Genomic DNA, 20354 nt, shown 5'->3' with positions numbered 1-20354 from the left:
CGCTATCGAAAAAAACTGAATACGCTGAGTATCTGTCAGTTAAATTTCACACTGTGTAATACCGTATCGATTTCATTTTTGCTGGCCTGGCTCGTGACGTTATAGGTAACGGTCAGCACAGCCGTTTTTTCCGCAAGCGGGAGCTGGTAGCTCTTCACCTCCCAGTCGTCATTGTCCAGGATACCTTTGCGATGAAACTCAGCAAGAAATGCGGGCGTGTTATTGACAGTGGATAATGAGCAGGTGACCGCGCTGGTGAGTGTGCTGTTGATCTTTTCCAGTGACGGCGTTAATGACGACGAGATCACTTCGCAAACATCGTCGATATTACTGCGGGTGAGGTGGAGTAAATCATCTTTTCCAAACGACTTATCCGTGAAAACCACTCTTACCGTCGCGGTGTTTAACTTGCCGTCTTTGTTTGCATTGGCGGAAAGCGAAATGGCTTTATCATCCCGGGAGATACCGGTTACAGACTCGCTGACTTTTTCAAGCTCTTTGGTTTGTTCTGCTGACATCAATACCCATGTTTCTGGCAGTTCAAGGCTCAGCCCGTAACCTGCCTGATGACGTTGGTAACCTTGATGAGGCGCATCAACGGCGGCGGCTGTCTGTGCGTGTGCTGCGTCTGTATTGGATGTTTCTTGTTTTGTTTTCTTGTCATCAGCGGCAAAGAAGAAAATAACGTTAACGACAATAACGAGTACTACCAGGAGCAAAAGCCCTTTTGTTTTGGTCATGACTATTCCATTTAATCGTACAGTGTTGTCCTGGCGGCATATCTTATAGGCTTACAGTTGGTGCGGCAATAAATGTATTTGTGGCATGTATATATATAGGCGCTGCCAATCATAAAATGTTATTTGCCCTGTGCAGATCTTTCATTCCTTAGTATTGGCTACAATTAAGTTGATTCTTAACCGAAATTCTTTGCCATTAAGAAACTCAATTCCAGCATCATGCTCAGTGCTACGACCACTGTTATTTCAATGAACCCGGTGTAAATTATAAAACTGAGCATGCCAACTTCTGGGCTTTACCATGAAAAAACTGTTTGTTGCGCTGCTGACGGTACTGTCGTTCAGCGCTGTTGCCGCTGACGCACAACGCCCTGATGCGGCGAGCCGTACTTATGCGCAAAATTATAAAGATGCTGCGTTAGCACTTTGTGTCGCAAAAGCGTATGCCAGTGAACCGGGAGCCAGTAAAGATGCTGCTGCCAGCGCCAGTGGTCTGGACAACTGGAGCGAATACGATGCGGAAAAAGGTGCGGGTAAGATGGGCGAGTTGGTTGATAAATATCTGGCCCGTGAATATCACTCCCATCAGGGGAACGACGTAAAACTGAACCTGATGAAATGCATCGATATGTATCACAGCGCCGGGCTTGAGCAGCAGGTCCGGGATTATGTTCCGCATCCGAAACGAAGCTGGATGCAGGACAACCCGAAGTAACGCTTATCTCTCAATGACATAAAGCCGCTTTGCTGCGGCTTTATTTACCCGCCACTTCCCGTCATTTTCCTTACACAGATCTCTCATACAGTAGCGCTATCTGTGATGAGGGGAGTAAGCGATGAAGCTCGTAAAATTAGCGGAAACCTGGATCGATCCGACGGTTCGCCTGCGCGAATGCAGGATCGGCCAACAGTGCGAAGTGCTCGCCAATAGCCTGATGGAGTACAGCATGCTGGGGGATTTCTCCTACTTGGGGGAGTACTGCACCGTAGCCGACGCGGAGATCGGTAAATTCACAGCAATTGCCAATAACGTACGCATTGGCGCGCCGAATCACCCGATGGAACGCCCGTCACAGCACCGCATTACCTATTGCCCGGAATACTACTCTGCCAGCGCCACGCGCGATCACGACTTCTTCGCCCGCCGTCGCGGCGACAGCGTCATTATTGGCAACGATGTATGGATCGGTCATGCGGCGATCGTATTACCTGGTGTCACTGTGGGCGACGGGGCTGTTATCGCCGCGGGTGCAGTGGTGAGCAAAGACGTTGCGCCGTACACCATTGTCGGCGGTGTACCGGCGAAAACTATTCGTTTGCGATTTTCCCCACAGGTTGCCCGTCAGTTGCAGCAAATCGCCTGGTGGAACTGGCCGCTCGAGACCATCATCGAGCGGCTGGCTGACTTTCAGGATGAACACATTGAGGTGTTTTGCGAAAAGTGGGGGAGCCAGTGAACCGTGCGGACGGTTCACTGAAGGTGAGTGATAATCAGATAACCATGCTGGCGAGCAGAATAAACAGCAATCCGGATATGGAGAGCAGTGTCGACATCAGCGTCCAGGAGAGTAATGTCTCTTTGGTGGTCAGCCCGAAGAAATCTTTAATCATCCAGAAGCTGGCATCATTGACATGAGAGCAAATGCAGGAACCTGCACCTGTCGCCAGCGTAATCAACGCGAGGTTGGTGTTTGGATGTGCAGCCAGTAGCGGGATGACCAGCCCTGCGGTAGAGATGGCCGCCACCGTTGCTGAACCCAGGCAAATCCTCAGGAAGGCGGCAACGCCCCAGGCCATCAGAATCGGGTTGATGTCCATTCCCGATACCAACGTGGAAATATACTGACCGACACCCGAGTCGATTAATACCTGTTTGAACGCGCCACCGCCGCCAATGATGAGCAGCAGACCGGCGATGCCGGCAATCGCCTTACCGCAGGAATCCATCAGTTCCGGGATGGTTTTTCCCCTGCCTACGCCCATTGTGTAGATGGCGAACAGCAGTGAAATCAGCATCGCAATGGTGGAGTTGCCTAAAAACAGCATGATATTAAAGAGCACACCTGGGTCGCCTGCATCTTTCGACCATGCCATCTGCATTATGGTCACCAGCGCCATCAAAATAACCGGCAACATGGCGGTTAAGAAGCTAATACCAAACCCTGGCATCTCGCTTTCACTAAAGGTGCGGGTTGCGCCAAGGGAAGCAATATTGCCCTCTTTTTTAAACGCTTCCGGGATCAGGCGCTGGCACACTTTATTCAGCAACGGTCCACAGAGAATAAAGCAGGGAATACCGACCGCAATGCCATAAATCAGCACCATGCCCACATCGGCACCATATTCTCTGGCGATCACCGTCGGGCCAGGATGGGGTGGCAGAAAACCGTGCGCCACTAACAGACCAGCCAGCATAGGCACGCACATATACATCGGCGAAATTTTGGCTTCGCGGGCGATGGCAAATAAAATGGGCACCAGCAGAATCAGCCCCACTTCAAAGAACAGCGCAATCCCGACGATAAACGCAGAACAGACGACGGCCCAGTCCAGCTTTTTCGCACCGAAATATTTCAACATTGTTAGCGCAATACGTTGCGCGCCCCCGGCATCGGCTAACAATCGGCCAAGCATAACGCCAAAGCCAAAGATCAGGCCGATATGGCCGAGCGTGCCGCCAAGCCCGGACTCAACTGAAGCGACAACTTTACTGAGTTGCATTCCACTGGCGATGGCGACGCCTATCGACACAATAATTAAAGAAACAAAGGTATTTAATTTAATTCTTATGGTTAAAAGCAGGAGTACAGCAATACCTGCCACAACGATAAATAGTGGCATAACGACCTCTCATTATTCAGGTAATAACCCACCATAATCCAGGCTGTCGCGATATTTTCGTCAACAGTCTGAATTATTTAGGGTGAAGATGTTCTTATCGGTTTATTGTTTTCAGGATTTATTTATAGCGCCTCGTAGAGCTTCATTTATTTTATCGACGTCGTAAATACATCCGCGCCAGGTTCCTCCACTCACCGCCTGAAGCATGGCCCAAAGTCGCGTGTCGTCTGGCAGTTCAGGATCTGGCATCAGATCCGGATGGCTACTTCTGGCATGTAAAATAACGCTGGCTTCCTCCCGTGATGGTAATTTTTTATCGGTGCTGCTACCTAAGAAATTGACTTCTCCCTGGAGTTGGCGGCAGTCAATTTTAATTTCTATCAGATCCCCGGTGCGTAATTTCCCGATTGCACCTCCCGCCAGCGCTTCTGGCCCAACATGGCCAATACAGGCACCGGTAGAAACCCCGGAGAAACGGGCATCCGTAATCAGTGATACATATTTACCGTAAGAGAGGTGTTTCAGTGCGCTGGTAACCTGATAGGTCTCTTCCATCCCGGTACCAGATGGGCCAACGCCAATGATCACCAGGATATCTCCGGCTTTAATTTTATCGTGCTTGATATCGTAAATGGCTGTTTTTTCGGACGTGTAAACTTTGGCTACGCCTTTGTGGTAATAGATCCCCTGTTCGTTAATGACCGAGGCATCAATAGCCGTCGATTTTATTACCGAACCCTCCGGCGCGATATTCCCTACCGGGAAGGTGATCGTGGAGGTTAAGCCACGTTCGTGCGCCTGTTGCGGTGACATGATCACCTCATCCGGTTCGACCTGTTCCTGCGCACGTAGCAGTGCTTTAAAGCGCTGCCGGCGTTCCGAGTGCTCCCACCAGTCGAGGTTTTCTTTCAGCGTACAGCCCGTGACGGTCATGACCTCTTCGTGCAGCAAACCCAGGTTACGCAGGTGCAACATCACTTCCGGTACACCGCCCGCCATAAAGGCATTCACGGTAGGGTGATAAACCGGCCCGTTTGGCAGCACGCTCACCAGTCGCGGCACCCGTTTATTAATGCGGGTCCAGTCCTCGACGGTTGGAATACGGCAACCGGCCTGGTGAGCAATGGCCGGGATATGCAACAGCAGGTTCGTGGAACCGCCAAATGCGGCATGCACCACCATGGCGTTTTCAATCGCTTCATCCGTGAGGATATCTTTGGTGGTGATGCCGCGTTGGCTCAGGTGCAGTGCAGCCCGCGCGGAGGCTCTGGCGATCTCTTGCCAGACAGGTTCGCCGGAAGGGGCCAGCGCGGAATGGGGAAGCGCGAGCCCAAGGCCTTCCGCCACGACCTGCGATGTCCCTGCAGTACCCAGAAACTGGCAGCCGCCACCGGAAGAGGCGCACGCCTGGCAGCCCGCACGACGTGCGGCCTGTAGCGACAGTTCTCCGTTGGCGAAGCGTGCGCCAATGGTCTGTACCTTACCGTTGTCCTCTCCATGACGGGCAGGCAAGGTCGCACCGCCGGGGATCAGTACCGTCGCTGTGTCGTGCTGGGACGCCAGTGCCATCATGGTTGCCGGCAGGCCTTTATCGCAGGTGGCCACGCCGATAACCGCTTTTGCGCCGGGCAAAGAACGGATCAGGCGGCGCATCACCATGGAGGCGTCATTCCGGTACGGCAGCGAATCAAACATCCCGGTTGTCCCCTGCGTGCGACCATCACAAGGGTCGGAGACATAGACGGCATAGGGCAGAGCGTTGTGCGTCTTGATCACCTCTGCCGCCGCCTTCATCTGTATATCCAGCTCGTAATGCCCCTGATGAAGTGCCAGCGCAACAGGTTTGCCGTCTGCGCCGCGTAGTCCACCCAGCGTGCTGAGCAGTAAAATACCGTCCCGATCCAGTTCATCGGGTGTCCAGCCCATGCCCGCATTCATGGTCATGCCAAAAATGTCGCCGCTGGGGCGGTTAATCAACATGTCAGGTGTGAGCGGCAGTTCACCCTGCGGCCCTGCGGCATGGGTTCTGACGCAATAAATATCCTGGCTGTTGTTATCTAAAATATCGCGAACCGACATGGTGCCCCCTTATGGTTGTAAAATTCCCTGCGCCATCAATAACGCATGAACTTTCTCTTTTGCCTCTTCCGATGCCTCTAAGATAGGTGGCAGGCAGTATGTCTCCACGGGCAACCCAACACATTGCATTGCGTACTTGATGAGGGAGACGAACGGCGTTTCCAGGGAATAAATCGACGGTAATTGCAGCAGTTTTTTATTCAGCATGGCGGCAGTGGCGAGATCGTCATTGCGCCAGGCGTTATAAATACCCACGGATAAGTCCGGCGCGAAATTGGCGCTGGCGGTAATCGCACCCGCACCGCCCAATAGCAGCGTATTCAGTAAGTGATCATCGTAGCCACAGAACACCGCGAACTCAGGACGCACGGCTTTGACAGTGTTGATCATTGCGCGCAAGTGACCCACGCTGTCGATGGTGTCTTTGATGCCGACGATGTTCTCATTTTGCAGCGCCAGCCGTTTGACGGTCTCCGGCGTTAAGTCCTGACCGGTCAGATCCGGAAAGTTATAAATGATCACTGGCAGACTGACACTGCGGGCGATTTGCTGGTAATAATCGTCCAGATTGCGCGGGGCGACTTTCCAGTAATAGGGGTTAATTGCGACGATGCCGTCGGCACCACTGGCCTCGGCGTGGCGCGCCAGCTTCACGGCTTCGTCCGTCGAAGGGGAGCCGACACCAATTAATACGGGGACCCGCCCGGCAACCACTGCGATAGCGTTTTCGGCGAAAGCCATCCGTTGACTGGCGTTCATCTGGCTGAATTCGCCGCCGGTGCCCAGATAAAAAAGTCCGTCCACGCCTTTTTTTATGAGAAAATCAGCAACCTGTTGCATCGCTGTTTTATCGATTGTCCCGTCGCGATGAAACGTGCTGGAGACTGGCGGAATAATTCCCCTGAATGTCTTCATTACTTCAGTTTCCTTTTCTTAAATATTCGTTGTCATTCCTGTATCCCAGTCCATATGATATTTGTCCGGCGCATTGCCGAAGCAATTCCAGATAACCGTCGATCTTATTACCCGAATAAACAATCGGGTCACCCGATAAGGAGATCGCATAGTTAACCCGGTTATACATATTAAATACCGGCATACTTAAACAGACGGCACCATAAGTTGACTCTTCATTGTCGATGGCCCATCCCCGTAGTCGCGTTTTCTGTAACTCCTCCAGAAACAGTTTCTTATCGGTAAACGTATTGCTGGTGTGTTTTTTCAGGGTTAACGCATTTAAAAAATAATCAATCTCTTCGCGGGGTTTCCATGCCAATAATGCCTTGCCCAGCGCGGTGATATGCAATTCCAGTTTTTTACCAATCCAGCTTTTGCGTGTGGGTACAGAACTCGGGCTTTCGACTTTGTCGAGGTAGATGGCTGAATAACTCTCCATCGCGCCTAAATGGCACACCAGCCCGCTTTTCATCGACAGTTCCTGCATGGGGCGTTTGGTCACTTCGAAAATATTTTTCCGGTGTAACGCCTGACAACCCAGTTCATAATTTTTAATCCCCAGCGCATACTGGTTACTCTCGTTTTTAACCAAAAAGCCACAATCCACCATCACATTTAATAAATTAAGCAAGCTGCTTTTGGGAAGCTGAAATTCTTTTAACAGTTCCATATAGCTCGCCACGCCAACATAGGCGATGTGAGTTAATATTTTTTCTGCGCGAATCAGCGAATTACACCCTTTTCCCGCCATCATTTTGCCCTCTTGCTGTTGATATAAAGTTTATCCATCCGGGAGGGTGGAAAATATATAGAGTTCAACAGGCTGAACCGGGATGAAGGAATGAAACGTGATCTAATACGCAGTTTGACAAATAGAGGGATGAGTGCGGTTGTGCGCAAAGGGCAACCAACATATCGATAAGCGCCACACCACGCCACAGGTCAAAAACGGTTGAGAATGGCCTTACCTGATAAACGGCCTGGAGGGAATGACCGTTTCTTCCGCCGTCATGAAAACGCAAAATGACAAGCCGTGTAACAATCTCGACTGTGGTTGCTGCAGGAATTTGCTACGCTGAATGATAAAAATTACGAGTGATCCCAATGAAAATACTGATCTTTATTCTTATCACTTTTGCTGCCGGGGCTGCATATGCCGACACGTACCAGCAAATCACCACCAGTAACAAACCGCGTACGTTGGTCACCGGGCCGGATACGTTCAAAAACCGTCTGCGCTACTGGTTTTTGATGGATGATGGCAACCCTTCCGTCTATGAAGTCGTGGAAAAAAACCGTAAGGGAGAGTGGGTGAATGTGGTGCATCCTGATCAGAATCCGGTACTGATCATCAAAGGCAATACACTGCGTATTGAACACCGCGACGGCAATAAGCTGATAAGCATGGAGCAATTCGCAAGAACCACGGATTGATGCGTTTTTACTGAGGGAATAGACTAACGTTATCCCTGACATTGTTTAAGAAAAGGAGGTTGAAATGAGTCATGACTTTTTATATATGTTCGAATGTGATTACAGTTCCAGAACGCAAGAGAAAAAGTTTATCAAAGATATCCTTAATCATTTCGATAAAGATTATGCGACTATGGTCGGCCTTGTCGTGAACAATAATCCATATTGCCTTTCATTTCATGTTGCCGTGAATTTGCAAAAGGATCCTGTGTATTTTGAGCAATGGCTTCGTGATAATTATCCTGAAAAAATAAAAAGACATAATATGTTCGTAAAGGATATTTTACCCTACAACGTAGTAACATTGCTTAATGCAGAAATGGTCGATCTTTTTATAACTGCAAATGGTGGTGGACACCCGTTTCTTTGGTCAGAAAGAGATGTTCTGGAAAAAGAATACCCTCAATATATCGATTTCAAGAAAAGAGAAGCAAAGGTTTTTTTAAGTCATTCATCATTAGACAAAAACAATATTGTTTTTCCTCTACACTCTTACTTACAGGCCAACGATGTTGCGACATGGCTTGATACTTATGAAATTGACTATGGTGATAATATCGTTCTTAAAGTTAATGAAGGCATAGATAAGGCTGATATTGGTCTGTTTATTTTAACGGATAATTTTTTTGCTAAACGCAGTGGTTGGCCCTTGGCTGAATTCACAACATTTTTTATGAGCTTAATGAATTCTGATAAGAAAATACTGATGATCGATGCCGGTGTGTCACCTGAGAACATGTTGCCGATGATGAAATCATATCGATATCTGCGTTGGGACAACGGTTCTGGATTGCCGGAAATAGCGAATGCGGTGAAAAGAATCATGGCTAAATGAGCAGAACTGTCTAATCAAAATATCGGTGTTGTCGGTTGATCGCATTTCTGCTGCTGGCGTTAAGGCCCGTATTGTTAAAATAAAGCCAGGTAACCCCGGCCTTATCATAATCAAGCAAGGCAAACTCAGTGAAAGCGACGGGTAATATCCGCAACGCGTTGACCGAATTTCACTGCGGTATCCAGGTCGCCGGAGGCGATTTGGTCGGCACCGGCATCAGACGGAGACTGTACCAGCAGGCCGACGGAGCCGCCAAGGTTGTTAATGTCCTGGCGCGTCGCGGCCAGCGTGTTAGCGGGCAGCAGGCCGAGGCTGACCCAGATGCCGCCATGCTGTGACGCCAGGGTTTGCAGGTATTGCAGCGAAACCTGTTTGTCACCATTCAGGCTGGCGCTGTTGCTGAAGCCGGCAAACACTTTGTCCTGCCAGGCGCGAGTGAACCAGGCTTTGGAGCTGGCGTCGGCGAACTTTTTAAACTGCCACGGCACGCCGCCCATATAGGTCGGGGCACCAAAAATGATCGCCTTCGCGTCATTCAGCGCCTGCCAGTCGCTCTCCTGAATGTCACCATTATTATCTACTGCAATAAGCTGTGCATTCGCGCCTTCGGCCACTTTTTCCGCTACGGCTTTGGTGTGCCCATAACCAGAATAATAAACCACAACAATTGACATATTTTTCTCCTGTTAATGAGAGATAACTAACGCCATTCTTTTTCTTTATCGGCAGACAGGGCATATTTCCCCGCGCCCAAAAACATAATGCTCAGGCCACCCAGGAAATAGAGCGCCTCACTTTCCAGACCCCACGCACCAACGTCGGTCAGGGTAAAGAATTTACCCATGCCCACCAGTAATGTGGCGACCAGAATATTAAATGCGTAAATAAACGCCGCCTGGCGGGTAAACAGCCCAATAATAATCAGTAGCGGAGTGATGATTTCACCAATAAATACGCCGTAAGCGATAAACCCAGGTAATCCCTTCGCCGCCAGCATACCGGCGATCCAGCTTACACCATGCTGCACTTTGGCAACGCCGTGGAATAGCATCAGCACGCCAAAGGTCAGGCGCAGCAACAGCTTGCCAAAATCCGGGTGCGAAGTGAGGCTAATAAATGCCTGATTTAACCGCGTAATCATCCTTTTTCCTTTCAATCCTGTAGGAGAATTTTTGCCATTTCTGGCACCTTAGTATCAAATAGAAACTTAGGTTTGAGTTATACACACCCCGCTGCGGTTGCGGAAGAAGGCACCCAAAGGTCACTACGTTTCCTTGAGGAAACCTACTACGAGAATTTGTCGTTATGATTAAGCCGTCCATTCCTTACGATATTTATGATAACCGCTGCCCCACGCGCGACATGCTGTCGCGTCTGGCGGATAAATGGGCACTGTTAGTGCTGGCGCGCCTGGAGAACGGGCCGATGCGTTTTAACGGTCTGAAGCGGGATATTCGGTTGATCACACAAAAGGTACTGACCCAGACACTGCGCAAGCTGGAGCGCGACGGCATTATTGCCCGTGAAGTGTTCTATACCGTGCCGGTATCGGTTGAGTACAGTCTCACACCTCTCGGGCGCACGCTGACGGAAACCGTCTCGGTGCTGGCTCACTGGGTTGAACACAATATGGATGCCGTACTGGCTGCGCAGGCGGCATATGACGAGGCCAATGCGCCGAAAATAAAGGAACCCACGGTGTAACGAGGGTTCCACAATCTCCAACAAATAGTTAAGCCCGATCGGCCCAGGCGGGCATCGACGTCAGATAACGAACGGCGCGTTTGCGCGCTTCTTCGTTGCCCACGTTTTGCCAGGAATCGAGAAACTGCGCGAGACCGGATACGGCCTCTTCCCAGGACTTCAGGTTACCTTCGCTGTCGGTGCAGTAAGCACAATAGTGGTCACTCGGGCCACGGGCATCGGGTGCGGAAAGTGGCATTCCGCAGGAGTGGCAGTACTGTTCTGGGTGTGGCATGGTGCGCTCCTTGTTTTTGGGTTGGACAATAAATATACAACTCCGGCGAAGAGCATGTTGTCCCTTCGATCAAATAACCAGATAATTTTTATGGTTATAAGGCAATCGCTGTTGCCGTACACTTTCCTCTCACATCGCAAGGAGAACGCAATGACTGAGTACTGGTGGAAGGATCTTCGCGATCGCGACGACAGCTGGCAAGGACTGGAACTGAGGGTGCGTGCGGGCGACGGTCAGGCCATGGAGATGCAGAGTGGACACAACGGCCGCATGGCGTTGCAGGTAAACGGTGAAACGTTGTTCTGGGCAACGATGCTGAAAGATCACGCTGGCGTCTGGTTGGTGTTTAACGGGGAGCATCCCGCCCAGGCGTTGTTGCTGCCTGCGGTGACATCTGCGGATGTGGAGAGCGCGAAACGGGCCGGAGAATCGAACTGGCAAAGTCACTGGTGCCGCTATTTTGCGCGGCAGTTAATGGAAGCCCCTACGCCACTGTTACCGCCCGGCCGCTGGTTGCTGCGACCGATGGAGCAGGTAAAGCCGACCGCGCCCTATATCGTCAATAAGCCCCTGCCATTTGAGCAGTGGCGCTTTCAGACCCCTGCCAGCAGTGCACAGATCAGCGTCAATTGGGCGCTTTACAGCGAAGATTTTCCCGATCTGCAAAACCCGGAAAGAGTCACCTTTGTCGACTGGTGGTGGGGCGGCCATCTGCTGCTTGCCCGCTATCCGGTTGAGGCCAACAGCGGGCGGGTAAAATGGTGGCGCAAGAAGTGCCGTGAGAACGCACTGCCGCCGGTTCTGGTGTGGTTTATCGCCGGGCTGGCTTCGTTTGTCATCCTCGATGGGCATGACCGTTTGCAGGCGGCAATACATGAAGGCACGCAACCGCAATTTCTCGTACTCAGTGAACTGAGCGAGCAGGTCTATACCCCGAATGAAGAGACGCGGGAGCGTGTTTTACACTCGCTGGCTATTCAGCAGGAGAAGTGTAAAAAAACCGGTGCGAATATTGATGCCATGAATCAGTCGCTGCTGAATTTGTACGATACCCGCTATCTTTATGCGCAAACTCATAGCCGTGCAGTGCTGGGGGATGGGAAAGGCTGGGAACGCGCGGTGACCGCTTATTTGCAGCGCCACCAGCTCAACGACTATCTGCCGAAGATCCTGGCGCGAGAGGAATAATGCCATTTGCCATCAAAAATGGTCATTAACGGGTTCAGGTGCGTTTAAAAGGGTAACAACATTCAAGGATGAAAAGGAATAGCTCATGCGCACTATCAGTAAACACGCTGCGTTAATGTTTAGCGTGCTGAAGTGGGGGATATTATTTGTTGTCTCATTGGGTCTCGTGCTGTTTTTTTTGCTTTGGCTGATGCTTTCCAGTCTGGGCGAAACCACGGTGTACACCGAACAAAATTTATGGGATTACCACACACTGACGCAGGATGCGATTGCGCACGCCCCAAGAATCAGCGCGAATTATCACTTTGAGTTCCACAATGGTGATGGTTACCCATCATCGAATAGCATCATTTTTGAGGATGCCCGCAACATTGAGGCATTGCGGGATTACGTGAAAAGTATGGGTTACCAGCGGGACCCAAGCCTGACATACGGTGCGGAGGAATGGCGCAAACCGGGCGTGCCGGGGGCAAACACGTTTTCAATCTATTATGACCCTAAAACCCGGCAAGCGACGCTAAGTATTTTCTTGTGAAGTTGGTAAGTGCTCACCGGAGTAGTAGCGTCTGCATATCATCAACCGTTTACAGCACTCAGCAACGTACCCCGCTTCCCTGCGGGGTAACGCGGCGTTTTATTTCACGGCCTGCAGCGCCGTTTTCTCAACATACGGTTTCATCAGCGTGTCGGCTTCTTTCTGCGCCGCCTCGGCGGCAGCTTCCGGGGTGACTTTCTCGTCGTTCACCACTGCCGCAAGCTGGTTTTCCATCGCTTTACGTACGGCCACCGTTTCATAGGTCGAATACCACGGGTGCGCATACTGCAACTGTTCCAGCGCGATAGCGGCGCGCGGATCCTGCTTCAGGTACGCCTTCATCTCCGGCGTATCGTACGAGGCTTTGCGCGGTGAGAAGTAGCCGGTGAAGCGGCTCCAGGAACCGTTCACTTCCGGGCTTACAAGATAGGTCAGGAACTGATAAGCCGCTTTTTTCTGTGCATCGGAAATGCCCTTAAAGCTCACCAGACTGGCACCGCCAATCGGTACGGCGCGTTGCTCCTGCGCGGGCATCATCGCCACGCCCAGTTCGAAATCCTTGGTGTTCTCACGCATAAAGCCTAGTGCACCGGTGCTCAGCATCGCCATCCCCAGTTTGCCGGAGAAGAACGCCGCGCTGATCTGCTTGGAGTTCAGCACACCGGAGGGCATCACTTTGTCTTTGTAGATCATGTCCTGCCAGAAATGCAGCGCACCGATAGTGGTCGGGGCGTTGTAATAGACTTCGCCTGGGTAGTTTTCGTTGAAATAGTTGCCGCCGTTGGCGCGAACCAGCGAAGAGAAGATCCAGCCGCCGTAATCGTCGTTGGTGGAGGGCAGCATAATGCCCCACTGGCCTTTGCTCTGGTCGGTCAGTTTTTTCGCGTCCTCGAGCAGCTCTTTCCAGTTCTGCGGCGGTTGTTTGATACCCGCCTGACCGAACATCGTTTTGTTGTAATACAGAATCGGCGTCGAGTTGTGGAACGGAATGGCGTAAGTCACGCCCATCACCTGCGCGTTTTTGTGCATGGCCGGCCAGAACGCATTTTGCAGGAAATCACCCGCTTTTTGGTCGCCGAATTTAAACAACTCGTCCATCGGCAGGATCTCATCTTTCAGCGCCAGGTCGGTGGTGAAGTTGGCGGACATGATCACCAGCGCGGGTGGCTGGCCCGCTTTCTGCGCGGATTCGGCTTTCATTTTGGTGGTGTCATAGTTGCCGGTAAAAATCCCGCGTACTTCCACTTCTTTTTGCGAGTCGTTAAAGGCGTTAATAATTCGCGTCATCTCCATGGTCAGTTTGCCGTCCACCGGGGCGGGAAACATAAAGTCGATTTTCTCCTGCGCCAGCGCAGTACCGCTTATCGCAAGGGTGATGCTGTAAGTAAGCGCTCGCAACGTCTTTGTCAGAGGCTTAGGCATGGTCTCTCTCCTGGTGTAAGTTAAGCCGCGTTTCGGCATTAAAAAGATGACAATCAAGGGGTGAAAAACCGACGCTGAGTGTGTCCCCTTTGTTGGGAACATCGCCCCGGTGTCGGCGGATATAGCGCAGGTTGCCGATCGGCGTGCTGACGTGAAGCTGATAGTCAGCGCCCATCAGCTCCCGCTGAATGACGGTAGCGGGCAATACCAGGTGGCCTTCTTCCGGCGCATCAGTAATGTGCTCCGGGCGGATGCCCAGCCATACGTTATGTAAATCAGCGGCATGTGCGGGAAGCGGCAGACGCTGTTCACCCAGAAGTACCTCTCCGTTTGCGCACGGCAGTGACAGCAGGTTCATCGCCGGTGAGCCAATAAACCCGGCGACAAACAGGTTCGCCGGATGGGCATACAGGTGTTCCGGGCGGCCAACTTGCTGCACGTGACCACCGTTCATCACCACAATGCGGTCGGCCATCGACATCGCTTCCGTCTGATCGTGCGTCACGTAAATGGTGCTGGTCTTTAGCTGCTGGTGCATCGCCATAATGCTGTCGCGTACTTCCGTACGCAGACGTGCATCGAGGTTGGAAAGCGGTTCATCCATTAAGAACAGCGTCGGATTGCGCACGATGGCGCGCGCCATGGCCACGCGCTGACGCTGGCCGCCGGAGAGTTTCGCCGGTTTGCGATCCAGCAGGCTGTCGAGCTGGAGCATCTGCGCCACGCGATCCAGTCGCGGCTGCCAGCTGGCTTTCTCTTCGTTGCGCACTTTCATACCGAAGGTGATGTTGTCGCGCACGGAAAGGTGCGGAAACAGAGCATAGTTCTGGAAGATCATCGCAAAGTTACGCTCACGGGGTGAACGCGCAGTGATCTCTTCGTCGCCCAGCCAGATAGCGCCTTCGCTGACACTCTCCAGCCCGGCGATCAGGCGTAGCAGGGTGCTTTTACCGCAGCCAGAGGGGCCAACCAGTACCACAAACTCACCGTCGTGGATATCCAGCGACAGTGCGCTCAGCGCGGCTTTGTCCTCGAATTGTTTACTGACGTTTTGCAGTTTTAACATGTGCTTAGCGCTCATCTACCGGGCAACTGATCTTCTCGTCATACAGCCACGGGCCTGCGTAATGCGACAGAGGATGCTGGTAGCTGACCCATTGATCGCCGATCTGGCGGTGCATCAGGCATGAAGCAGGCGACAGATCGTAATACGGGCGGGTATCTTCATGACAATAGGGTACCTGGTGTACGGTCGCCGGAACGGTGGCGATCGTTGCCTGGCGGTACTGGGTCAGAGTCAGACTGTGGTTATGACCGCAGAAAATGCGGATCAGCGACGGGAAGCGCTCCACCAGTTTCAGTAGCAGATGGCCGTTTTCACAGGCGATGCGATCCATCTGCGCGTTACCCAGCGGCAGCGGCGGGTGGTGCATAAACACGGCGGTGGGTTTGTCGCCGCCCGCGATTAACTGCGCTTCCAGCCAGTTCAGCGTCTCGCTGGTCAGCCAACCTTTTGACTCCCCGGCGAGGCTGGAATCAATAAACAGCAAGCGGGTAGCGAAGTCATCGATGGCGTAGTGCATATTCTGCGGGTCGCTACCAAGCTGCGGGCACAGCGGGTGCAGGTACTCCAGAAAGTGGGCTTTGTTATCGTGATTACCCGGAATAACAAACAGCGGGTAGTCGAGCCCGCCGAGGATCTGGCGCGCCACGCGGTACTCTTCCGGGCGGCCACAGTTCACGATATCGCCGCTGACGATAACCGCATCCGGGCGTTCGCGCAGGGCATTCAGTTGGCAGACCACGTCGGCATTGCCCGCGTTAATGTCGATAAAGCCATACAGCTTCTCGTTCTGACTGCGAAAATGGGTGTCGGAAATTTGCGCTAAAAACATCACTGCACTCCTTATTTAATGCCGGAGAAGCCAAAGCTCCGGAGAAACTGTTTTTGAAAAGCAATAAACGCCACCATCAGCGGCAGGCAAACCATTAACGTTCCGGCGCTGATCATGCCCCACTGACCGCCGGACTCGGCGCCCATGGCGAAAGAGACCAGCCCGACTGTCAGCACTTGTTTGTCCGGATCGTTGAGCATCATCAGCGGCCATAAATACTCGTTCCAGTGGTAGGTAATGCTGACGGTGGCAAAGGCCAGCACTGAGGGCCATGACATGGGCAACATCACGCGGAACAGCACTTGCCACCATCGACACCCCTCCATCAGCGCCGCTTCTTCAATCTCTTTCGGGATGGCGAGAAACGCCTGGCGCATCAGGAAGACGCCGAACGCGGAAGCGAAATAGGGCATCATCACGCCCGTCAGGGTGTTGAGCAGGCCGAAGGTTTTCAGCGTCAGCATGTTGGGGATCATCATCACCACCGGCATGATCATCAGCTGCACCAGGAACAGTACGAACAGGGTCTGCTTGCCGCGAAATTCATGGCAGGCAAAAACGTACCCGGCGGTGGTAATGGTGATGAGCTGCACCGCAAAGGTGCCGAAGGCGAAAATCAGCGTATTGGCGTACAGGCTTAGCCAGTTGGCGCTGGCCCACGCGTCGCGGAAGTTATCCAGCGTCAGCGGCAAGCGCGGCAGAATCGATGCCATCCCCTCGCCAAAGGTGGTGGCGCTGAAGGCGGAAGAGAGCATCCAGATAAACGGGCTGATCCACAGCAGTGCGAGGCAGATCATTAACGCCGCGAGGGTGATCGGGCGTGAGTGGCGCAGACGCAACCACAAAGGACGACTCACGGACGGTGCACGCGGGATGGCGGGTGAAATCTCAACGCTCATAATGTGCTCCTCTCTCAAGCAGTTTCAGGTTAACCAGCGAAAAGATGAACAGGCCCGCCAGCGTCAGGAAGGTCGCGGCGGAGGCTTTGCCAAGATCGTGCGTGTCCCAGGCGAGGTTCTGGATGTAATAGAGCAACACGGTGGTAGCGTTATCCGGCCCACCGCGCGTCATTACGGCCACGTGGTCGATCTGGGTGATGGAGTAAATCAGCGCCGTGGTGATGACAAAACTGATGGTCGGGCGCAGCAGCGGTAGGGTGACCTTGAAGAACACTTGCGTAGCGGTTGCGCCCTCCATCACTGCCGCTTCCCGGGTAGATGCCGGAATGCTTTGTAACCCGGCCAGAAAGAACAGCATGTAGTAGCCAGCAAACTTCCAGACGCCGATCAGCGCCAGGGCGAATAGCGCACTGTTGCTGCGTCCGAGCCAGTTGTTGTTCATCGGGCCAAAAATCTGTGCCAGATAGTGATCGAGCATGCCGAGGCCGGGCATAAAAATGAACAGCCACAACGCCGCGGCGCTGACCATCGGGATAATCATCGGGAAGAAGAAAGCGGTGCGCAGCCAGCGGTTTATGCGGTGGTTTTCCCACAATGCCACCGCCAGTAACAGCGCCAGCGTCACGCCTGGAATAACAGTCAGCAGGATGTAAATCAGGTTGTTGAACAGGGATTGCCAGAAAACGGTGTCTTCCAGCAGACGGGCGAAATTGCCCAGTCCGACATAGGGGGCGTTGTCGCTTGCCATACGGGTGTCGAACAGGCTGTCATACACCGAACGCAGCAGCGGAAACCAGGTGAACAGGGCCAGGAACAGCAGCGATGGCGACAGGATCAACCACGGAAGCCAGTATTTTCTCATAAGCGTTTCAAAGCAAATTTACGGGTTTTGAAAGCCAGAGAGTCTGTGAAAGTAATGCTGCAAAAGGATGGCGTAAAGGTGACTGTTTAATGAACAGGTGTTCATTGAGGGCGTGCGTCGGGAGGGGAAGCGAAGTTGCTATTGGGCAATCCGGTGCGCAGACAAAAAAGCCCCGCATCATGCGGGGCAATCTCTAACACGCTTCATGGGTGATATCAGAAATCCATCTTCACCGTAAATTGCACTTCGCGTGGGGCGCCAATCTGGTTACCCAGATTATTGGTGGCGATAGACGAGGTGTAGTAGGTCTTATCGAAGATGTTTTTCAGGTTGACCTGTAAGGTCACCGGGTATTGCAGCTTCATTTTGTAAGCGGCAAACGCATCGGCAACAACGTAGCCCGGCAGGTAGTAATCTGCGCCGTTGGTGGCTGAACGGCGGCTTACACCGTGGCCACCGCCACCAAAGGTCAACGTATTGCCGGCAAACACGTTATGAATGTCGTACGTCAGGAACAATGAACCGGTGTGGCGCGGAACGTTCGGCAGCGGTTTCCCGGCGTAATCCGGGTCTTCCAGCACTTTGGCTGCGGTGTAGCTGTAGCTGGCGATCACATTCATGTTCGGCGTCAGCGAACCGGCCAGATCCATTTCCACGCCCTGCGAGCGTACGCGACCGGCGGTTTTCGCTACCGTTTCATTACCCACGATCTCGCTATACAGCACGTTACGCTTATGGATATCAAATGCGGTGATATTGGCGGTAACACCGTCGAACAGATCAAATTTTGCGCCAACTTCGTAAGATGTTGATGTCTCCGGCGGCAGATCGCCGATATAGCTGGCAATAGACGACTGCGGCATAAACGCTTTCGCCACGTTGCCGAACAGCGAAACCGACGGCGTCAGCTTGTACACCAGACCGAATTTCGGCGTCCATTTCTCGTCGCTGCTGTCGGTGTTGACGTTGAACGGGCGGCCCTTGCCCGCATACTGCGTGTAGTACTGATAACGCATCCCGGCTACCGCTATCCATTTGTCCGTCAGGTACAGCGCATCCTGTGCATAGGCGGAGTAACTCTCCTGTTGAATGGTCTGATCGCTGTCGGACGCCGAAACCGATGTACACTTGCTGGCCTTGCCGTAGGTCGGGTTGTAGATATTGAAATCTTTGACATTTTTACAGCGGATCATGTCGGTACGCAGCAGATCGTAATATTCATACGATACCCCCGTCAGGATCTCATTGTAGAAGCCGCCGATATCCACATTCCCTTGCAGATCCGCCCGCGTGCTGTACATGCGCTGGGTTGAGCCCTGGGTTGCGTCCACGCGGCGGGTCAGGTTGCCGGTTTTTGCATCGTAGGCCATCACGCGCGACTGGTTATCGCTGTACTTATCCTGGCTGTAACCGTACTCGACTTTCCCGGTCCATGCGCTGTTGAAGCGGTACTCGGCATTTAATTGCGCGATATCGGATTCGCCATCGGTGATGTTAAAAGGTTCATCAAAACGGGTTTTCCTGTCGACATTCACTGCCTGTTTGGTGGTGAGATCGAAGAGGGTGCCGCGATCAAACGGTGTTTGATAATCGCGGTGTGAATACATCACGTTGACGGTGGCGTTATCACCAAACCAGGTCAGCGACGGCGCAATAAAAGTGCTCTTTTCCTTGCCGAAATTGCGCCAGTAATCCTCATTCTGGTACTCGCCAATCAGACGATACGCCAGCCGCGTTCCCTCAATCGGGCCGGTGACGTCAAACTGCCCGGTGCCGCCGCCAAAACTGGACGAAGTGGCGGAGATCGTGCCGCCAAAGGTAGTTTCCGGGCGTTTCGTGACAACATTGATAAGCCCGCCGGGATCGAGGATGCCATACAGCGTGGAAGCCGGGCCTTTCAGCACTTCCACACGCGATGTAGCGGCATTAAAGCTGCGTGGCACCACGGTGCGCAGGCCATTGGTCATAATGGAGCCGTCACGGTTGGCACCAAATCCCCGGCGGACAAACGCATCCTGCGTACCGCCGAGCGTGTTGGTCTGCACCACGTTACTGACGTTATACAGCGCTTCATCGAGGCTGGTTGCGTGTTGATCTTCCAGCACTTCATCGCTCACCGTGTTGACCACCTGCGGGATATCCAGCATCGGCATTGAGGTCAGCGTAGCGGTGGAGGTATTCAGCGGTTGGTAGCCGGATGTCGCCTGTTTATCGGCGGAAGAGGCATCTGCCAGCACCGTAAGCGTATCGCCGTCGCTGGTCTGATCGGTTTTGGTCGCCGCGTGTGTAAAAGGGGTGAAGACCGATCCCAAAACGATCGCGGAGAACAGCGCGCGACCTTTCGGCCCGGTAATACAACGAGTTAACTCAGCCATGTAATCTACTTTCCCGAAAGGATCCTGCGAGCCATGCAGGAGTGAACGTATTTTTAGTCATTGCTCTTTTGCACCTGTCTACCCGTTAGCCGCTGCTTCGGCGTCGGATATGTAATTGAGAATCATTCAATCATGGTGTTTTGTAGTAGTAAATGGAAAAAGTGAGAATTTCGCTACAGCACTTCGTTGCGCCAGATCAGCCGATTTAAAGCCACTTTGTTAATGTGTAACTAATTGAATATAAAAATATAATATTAAAAATGTCAGATGGGGTT

General features: G+C 52.5%; 21 protein-coding genes. 7 read left to right on the top strand and 14 right to left on the bottom strand.

Features of this window, described 5'->3' with window-relative positions; all coding sequences use genetic code 11:
- Positions 1-35: 35 nt before the first annotated feature.
- Complete coding sequence (locus tag O9K67_RS21620; RefSeq protein ID WP_061498057.1) at positions 36-740, bottom strand: hypothetical protein; 705 nt, start codon at positions 738-740, stop codon at positions 36-38.
- Positions 741-1041: 301 nt separating this feature from the next.
- Here O9K67_RS21620 and O9K67_RS21615 point away from each other — a divergent pair, with 301 nt between their 5' ends.
- Entirely contained in the window at positions 1042-1455 is a 414-nt protein-coding gene (locus O9K67_RS21615) for a T6SS amidase immunity protein Tai4 family protein (protein ID WP_061498055.1), read from the top strand.
- A 121-nt stretch (positions 1456-1576) separates the two neighbouring features.
- Positions 1577-2197: a DapH/DapD/GlmU-related protein gene (locus O9K67_RS21610; RefSeq protein WP_061498053.1), complete on the top strand. Its 621-nt coding sequence runs from the start codon at positions 1577-1579 to the stop codon at positions 2195-2197.
- Between the two features lie 34 nt (positions 2198-2231).
- Here O9K67_RS21610 and O9K67_RS21605 read toward each other — a convergent pair whose 3' ends face one another.
- The 4 genes from O9K67_RS21605 to O9K67_RS21590 form a co-directional block, all read right to left on the bottom strand.
- Positions 2232-3581: a GntP family permease gene (locus tag O9K67_RS21605; protein WP_061498050.1), complete on the bottom strand. Its 1350-nt coding sequence runs from the start codon at positions 3579-3581 to the stop codon at positions 2232-2234.
- 111 nt (positions 3582-3692) lie between these two features.
- On the bottom strand, positions 3693-5660 hold the full coding sequence (locus O9K67_RS21600) for a YjhG/YagF family D-xylonate dehydratase (protein ID WP_061498048.1): 1968 nt from the start codon (positions 5658-5660) through the stop codon (positions 3693-3695).
- 9 nt (positions 5661-5669) lie between these two features.
- The gene (locus O9K67_RS21595; RefSeq protein WP_061498046.1) at positions 5670-6575 is read right to left on the bottom strand and encodes a dihydrodipicolinate synthase family protein; all 906 of its coding nucleotides are present in this window, start codon (positions 6573-6575) and stop codon (positions 5670-5672) included.
- A 4-nt stretch (positions 6576-6579) separates the two neighbouring features.
- A complete protein-coding gene (locus O9K67_RS21590; protein ID WP_061500206.1) occupies positions 6580-7368 on the bottom strand; it encodes an IclR family transcriptional regulator in 789 nt (262 codons plus the stop codon).
- Positions 7369-7721: 353 nt separating this feature from the next.
- Between O9K67_RS21590 and O9K67_RS21585 the strand changes: the two genes are divergently transcribed.
- Both O9K67_RS21585 and O9K67_RS21580 read left to right on the top strand, forming a co-directional pair.
- A complete protein-coding gene (locus O9K67_RS21585) occupies positions 7722-8051 on the top strand; it encodes a hypothetical protein (protein ID WP_061498044.1) in 330 nt (109 codons plus the stop codon).
- Between the two features lie 64 nt (positions 8052-8115).
- A complete protein-coding gene (locus tag O9K67_RS21580; protein WP_061498043.1) occupies positions 8116-8925 on the top strand; it encodes a toll/interleukin-1 receptor domain-containing protein in 810 nt (269 codons plus the stop codon).
- A gap of 125 nt (positions 8926-9050) precedes the next feature.
- Here O9K67_RS21580 and O9K67_RS21575 read toward each other — a convergent pair whose 3' ends face one another.
- Together O9K67_RS21575 and O9K67_RS21570 are read right to left on the bottom strand one after the other, a co-directional pair.
- Positions 9051-9599, bottom strand: coding sequence for a flavodoxin family protein (locus O9K67_RS21575; RefSeq protein WP_061498041.1), 549 nt, complete (start codon positions 9597-9599; stop codon positions 9051-9053).
- 26 nt (positions 9600-9625) lie between these two features.
- A complete protein-coding gene (locus tag O9K67_RS21570) occupies positions 9626-10066 on the bottom strand; it encodes a DoxX family protein (protein ID WP_061498038.1) in 441 nt (146 codons plus the stop codon).
- 164 nt (positions 10067-10230) lie between these two features.
- Here O9K67_RS21570 and O9K67_RS21565 point away from each other — a divergent pair, with 164 nt between their 5' ends.
- Positions 10231-10629, top strand: coding sequence for a winged helix-turn-helix transcriptional regulator (locus O9K67_RS21565; RefSeq protein ID WP_061498036.1), 399 nt, complete (start codon positions 10231-10233; stop codon positions 10627-10629).
- Between the two features lie 28 nt (positions 10630-10657).
- On the opposite strand, the gene O9K67_RS21560 is transcribed toward O9K67_RS21565, so the two are convergent.
- Complete coding sequence (locus O9K67_RS21560; RefSeq protein ID WP_408612878.1) at positions 10658-10867, bottom strand: zinc ribbon domain-containing protein; 210 nt, start codon at positions 10865-10867, stop codon at positions 10658-10660.
- 186 nt (positions 10868-11053) lie between these two features.
- Here O9K67_RS21560 and O9K67_RS21555 point away from each other — a divergent pair, with 186 nt between their 5' ends.
- Both O9K67_RS21555 and O9K67_RS21550 read left to right on the top strand, forming a co-directional pair.
- Positions 11054-12091 carry a hypothetical protein gene (locus tag O9K67_RS21555; protein WP_061498032.1) on the top strand — a complete coding sequence of 346 codons (1038 nt, stop codon included), beginning with the start codon at positions 11054-11056 and terminating at the stop codon, positions 12089-12091.
- An 85-nt stretch (positions 12092-12176) separates the two neighbouring features.
- Entirely contained in the window at positions 12177-12626 is a 450-nt protein-coding gene (locus tag O9K67_RS21550) for a hypothetical protein (protein ID WP_082794187.1), read from the top strand.
- Between the two features lie 99 nt (positions 12627-12725).
- On the opposite strand, the gene O9K67_RS21545 is transcribed toward O9K67_RS21550, so the two are convergent.
- The 6 genes from O9K67_RS21545 to O9K67_RS21520 all read right to left on the bottom strand — a co-directional run bounded on the left by O9K67_RS21545 (position 12726) and on the right by O9K67_RS21520 (position 20079).
- The gene (locus O9K67_RS21545) at positions 12726-14048 is read right to left on the bottom strand and encodes an ABC transporter substrate-binding protein (protein ID WP_061498030.1); all 1323 of its coding nucleotides are present in this window, start codon (positions 14046-14048) and stop codon (positions 12726-12728) included.
- Positions 14041-15114 (bottom strand): ABC transporter ATP-binding protein, encoded by a 1074-nt coding sequence (locus tag O9K67_RS21540; protein WP_061498029.1) that lies wholly within the window; start codon positions 15112-15114, stop codon positions 14041-14043. Before O9K67_RS21540 ends, O9K67_RS21545 begins: the two co-directional genes overlap by 8 nt.
- 4 nt (positions 15115-15118) lie before the next feature.
- Entirely contained in the window at positions 15119-15943 is an 825-nt protein-coding gene (locus O9K67_RS21535; protein ID WP_061498027.1) for a phosphodiesterase, read from the bottom strand.
- An 11-nt stretch (positions 15944-15954) separates the two neighbouring features.
- Positions 15955-16842, bottom strand: a complete 888-nt coding sequence (locus tag O9K67_RS21530; RefSeq protein ID WP_061498025.1) for a carbohydrate ABC transporter permease — start codon at positions 16840-16842, stop codon at positions 15955-15957.
- On the bottom strand, positions 16832-17704 hold the full coding sequence (locus O9K67_RS21525) for a carbohydrate ABC transporter permease (RefSeq protein ID WP_061498023.1): 873 nt from the start codon (positions 17702-17704) through the stop codon (positions 16832-16834). The genes O9K67_RS21530 and O9K67_RS21525 overlap by 11 nt, the downstream gene beginning before the upstream one ends.
- Before the next feature lie 215 nt (positions 17705-17919).
- A complete protein-coding gene (locus O9K67_RS21520) occupies positions 17920-20079 on the bottom strand; it encodes a TonB-dependent siderophore receptor (RefSeq protein ID WP_061498021.1) in 2160 nt (719 codons plus the stop codon).
- Positions 20080-20354 lie beyond the last annotated feature (275 nt).

Source organism: Kosakonia oryzendophytica (genome assembly GCF_027886705.1).
Taxonomy (GTDB): domain Bacteria; phylum Pseudomonadota; class Gammaproteobacteria; order Enterobacterales; family Enterobacteriaceae; genus Kosakonia; species Kosakonia oryzendophytica.
The sequence above is the reverse complement of the archived record's forward strand: the minus strand, read 5'-3'. Positions and strand labels throughout refer to the sequence as shown.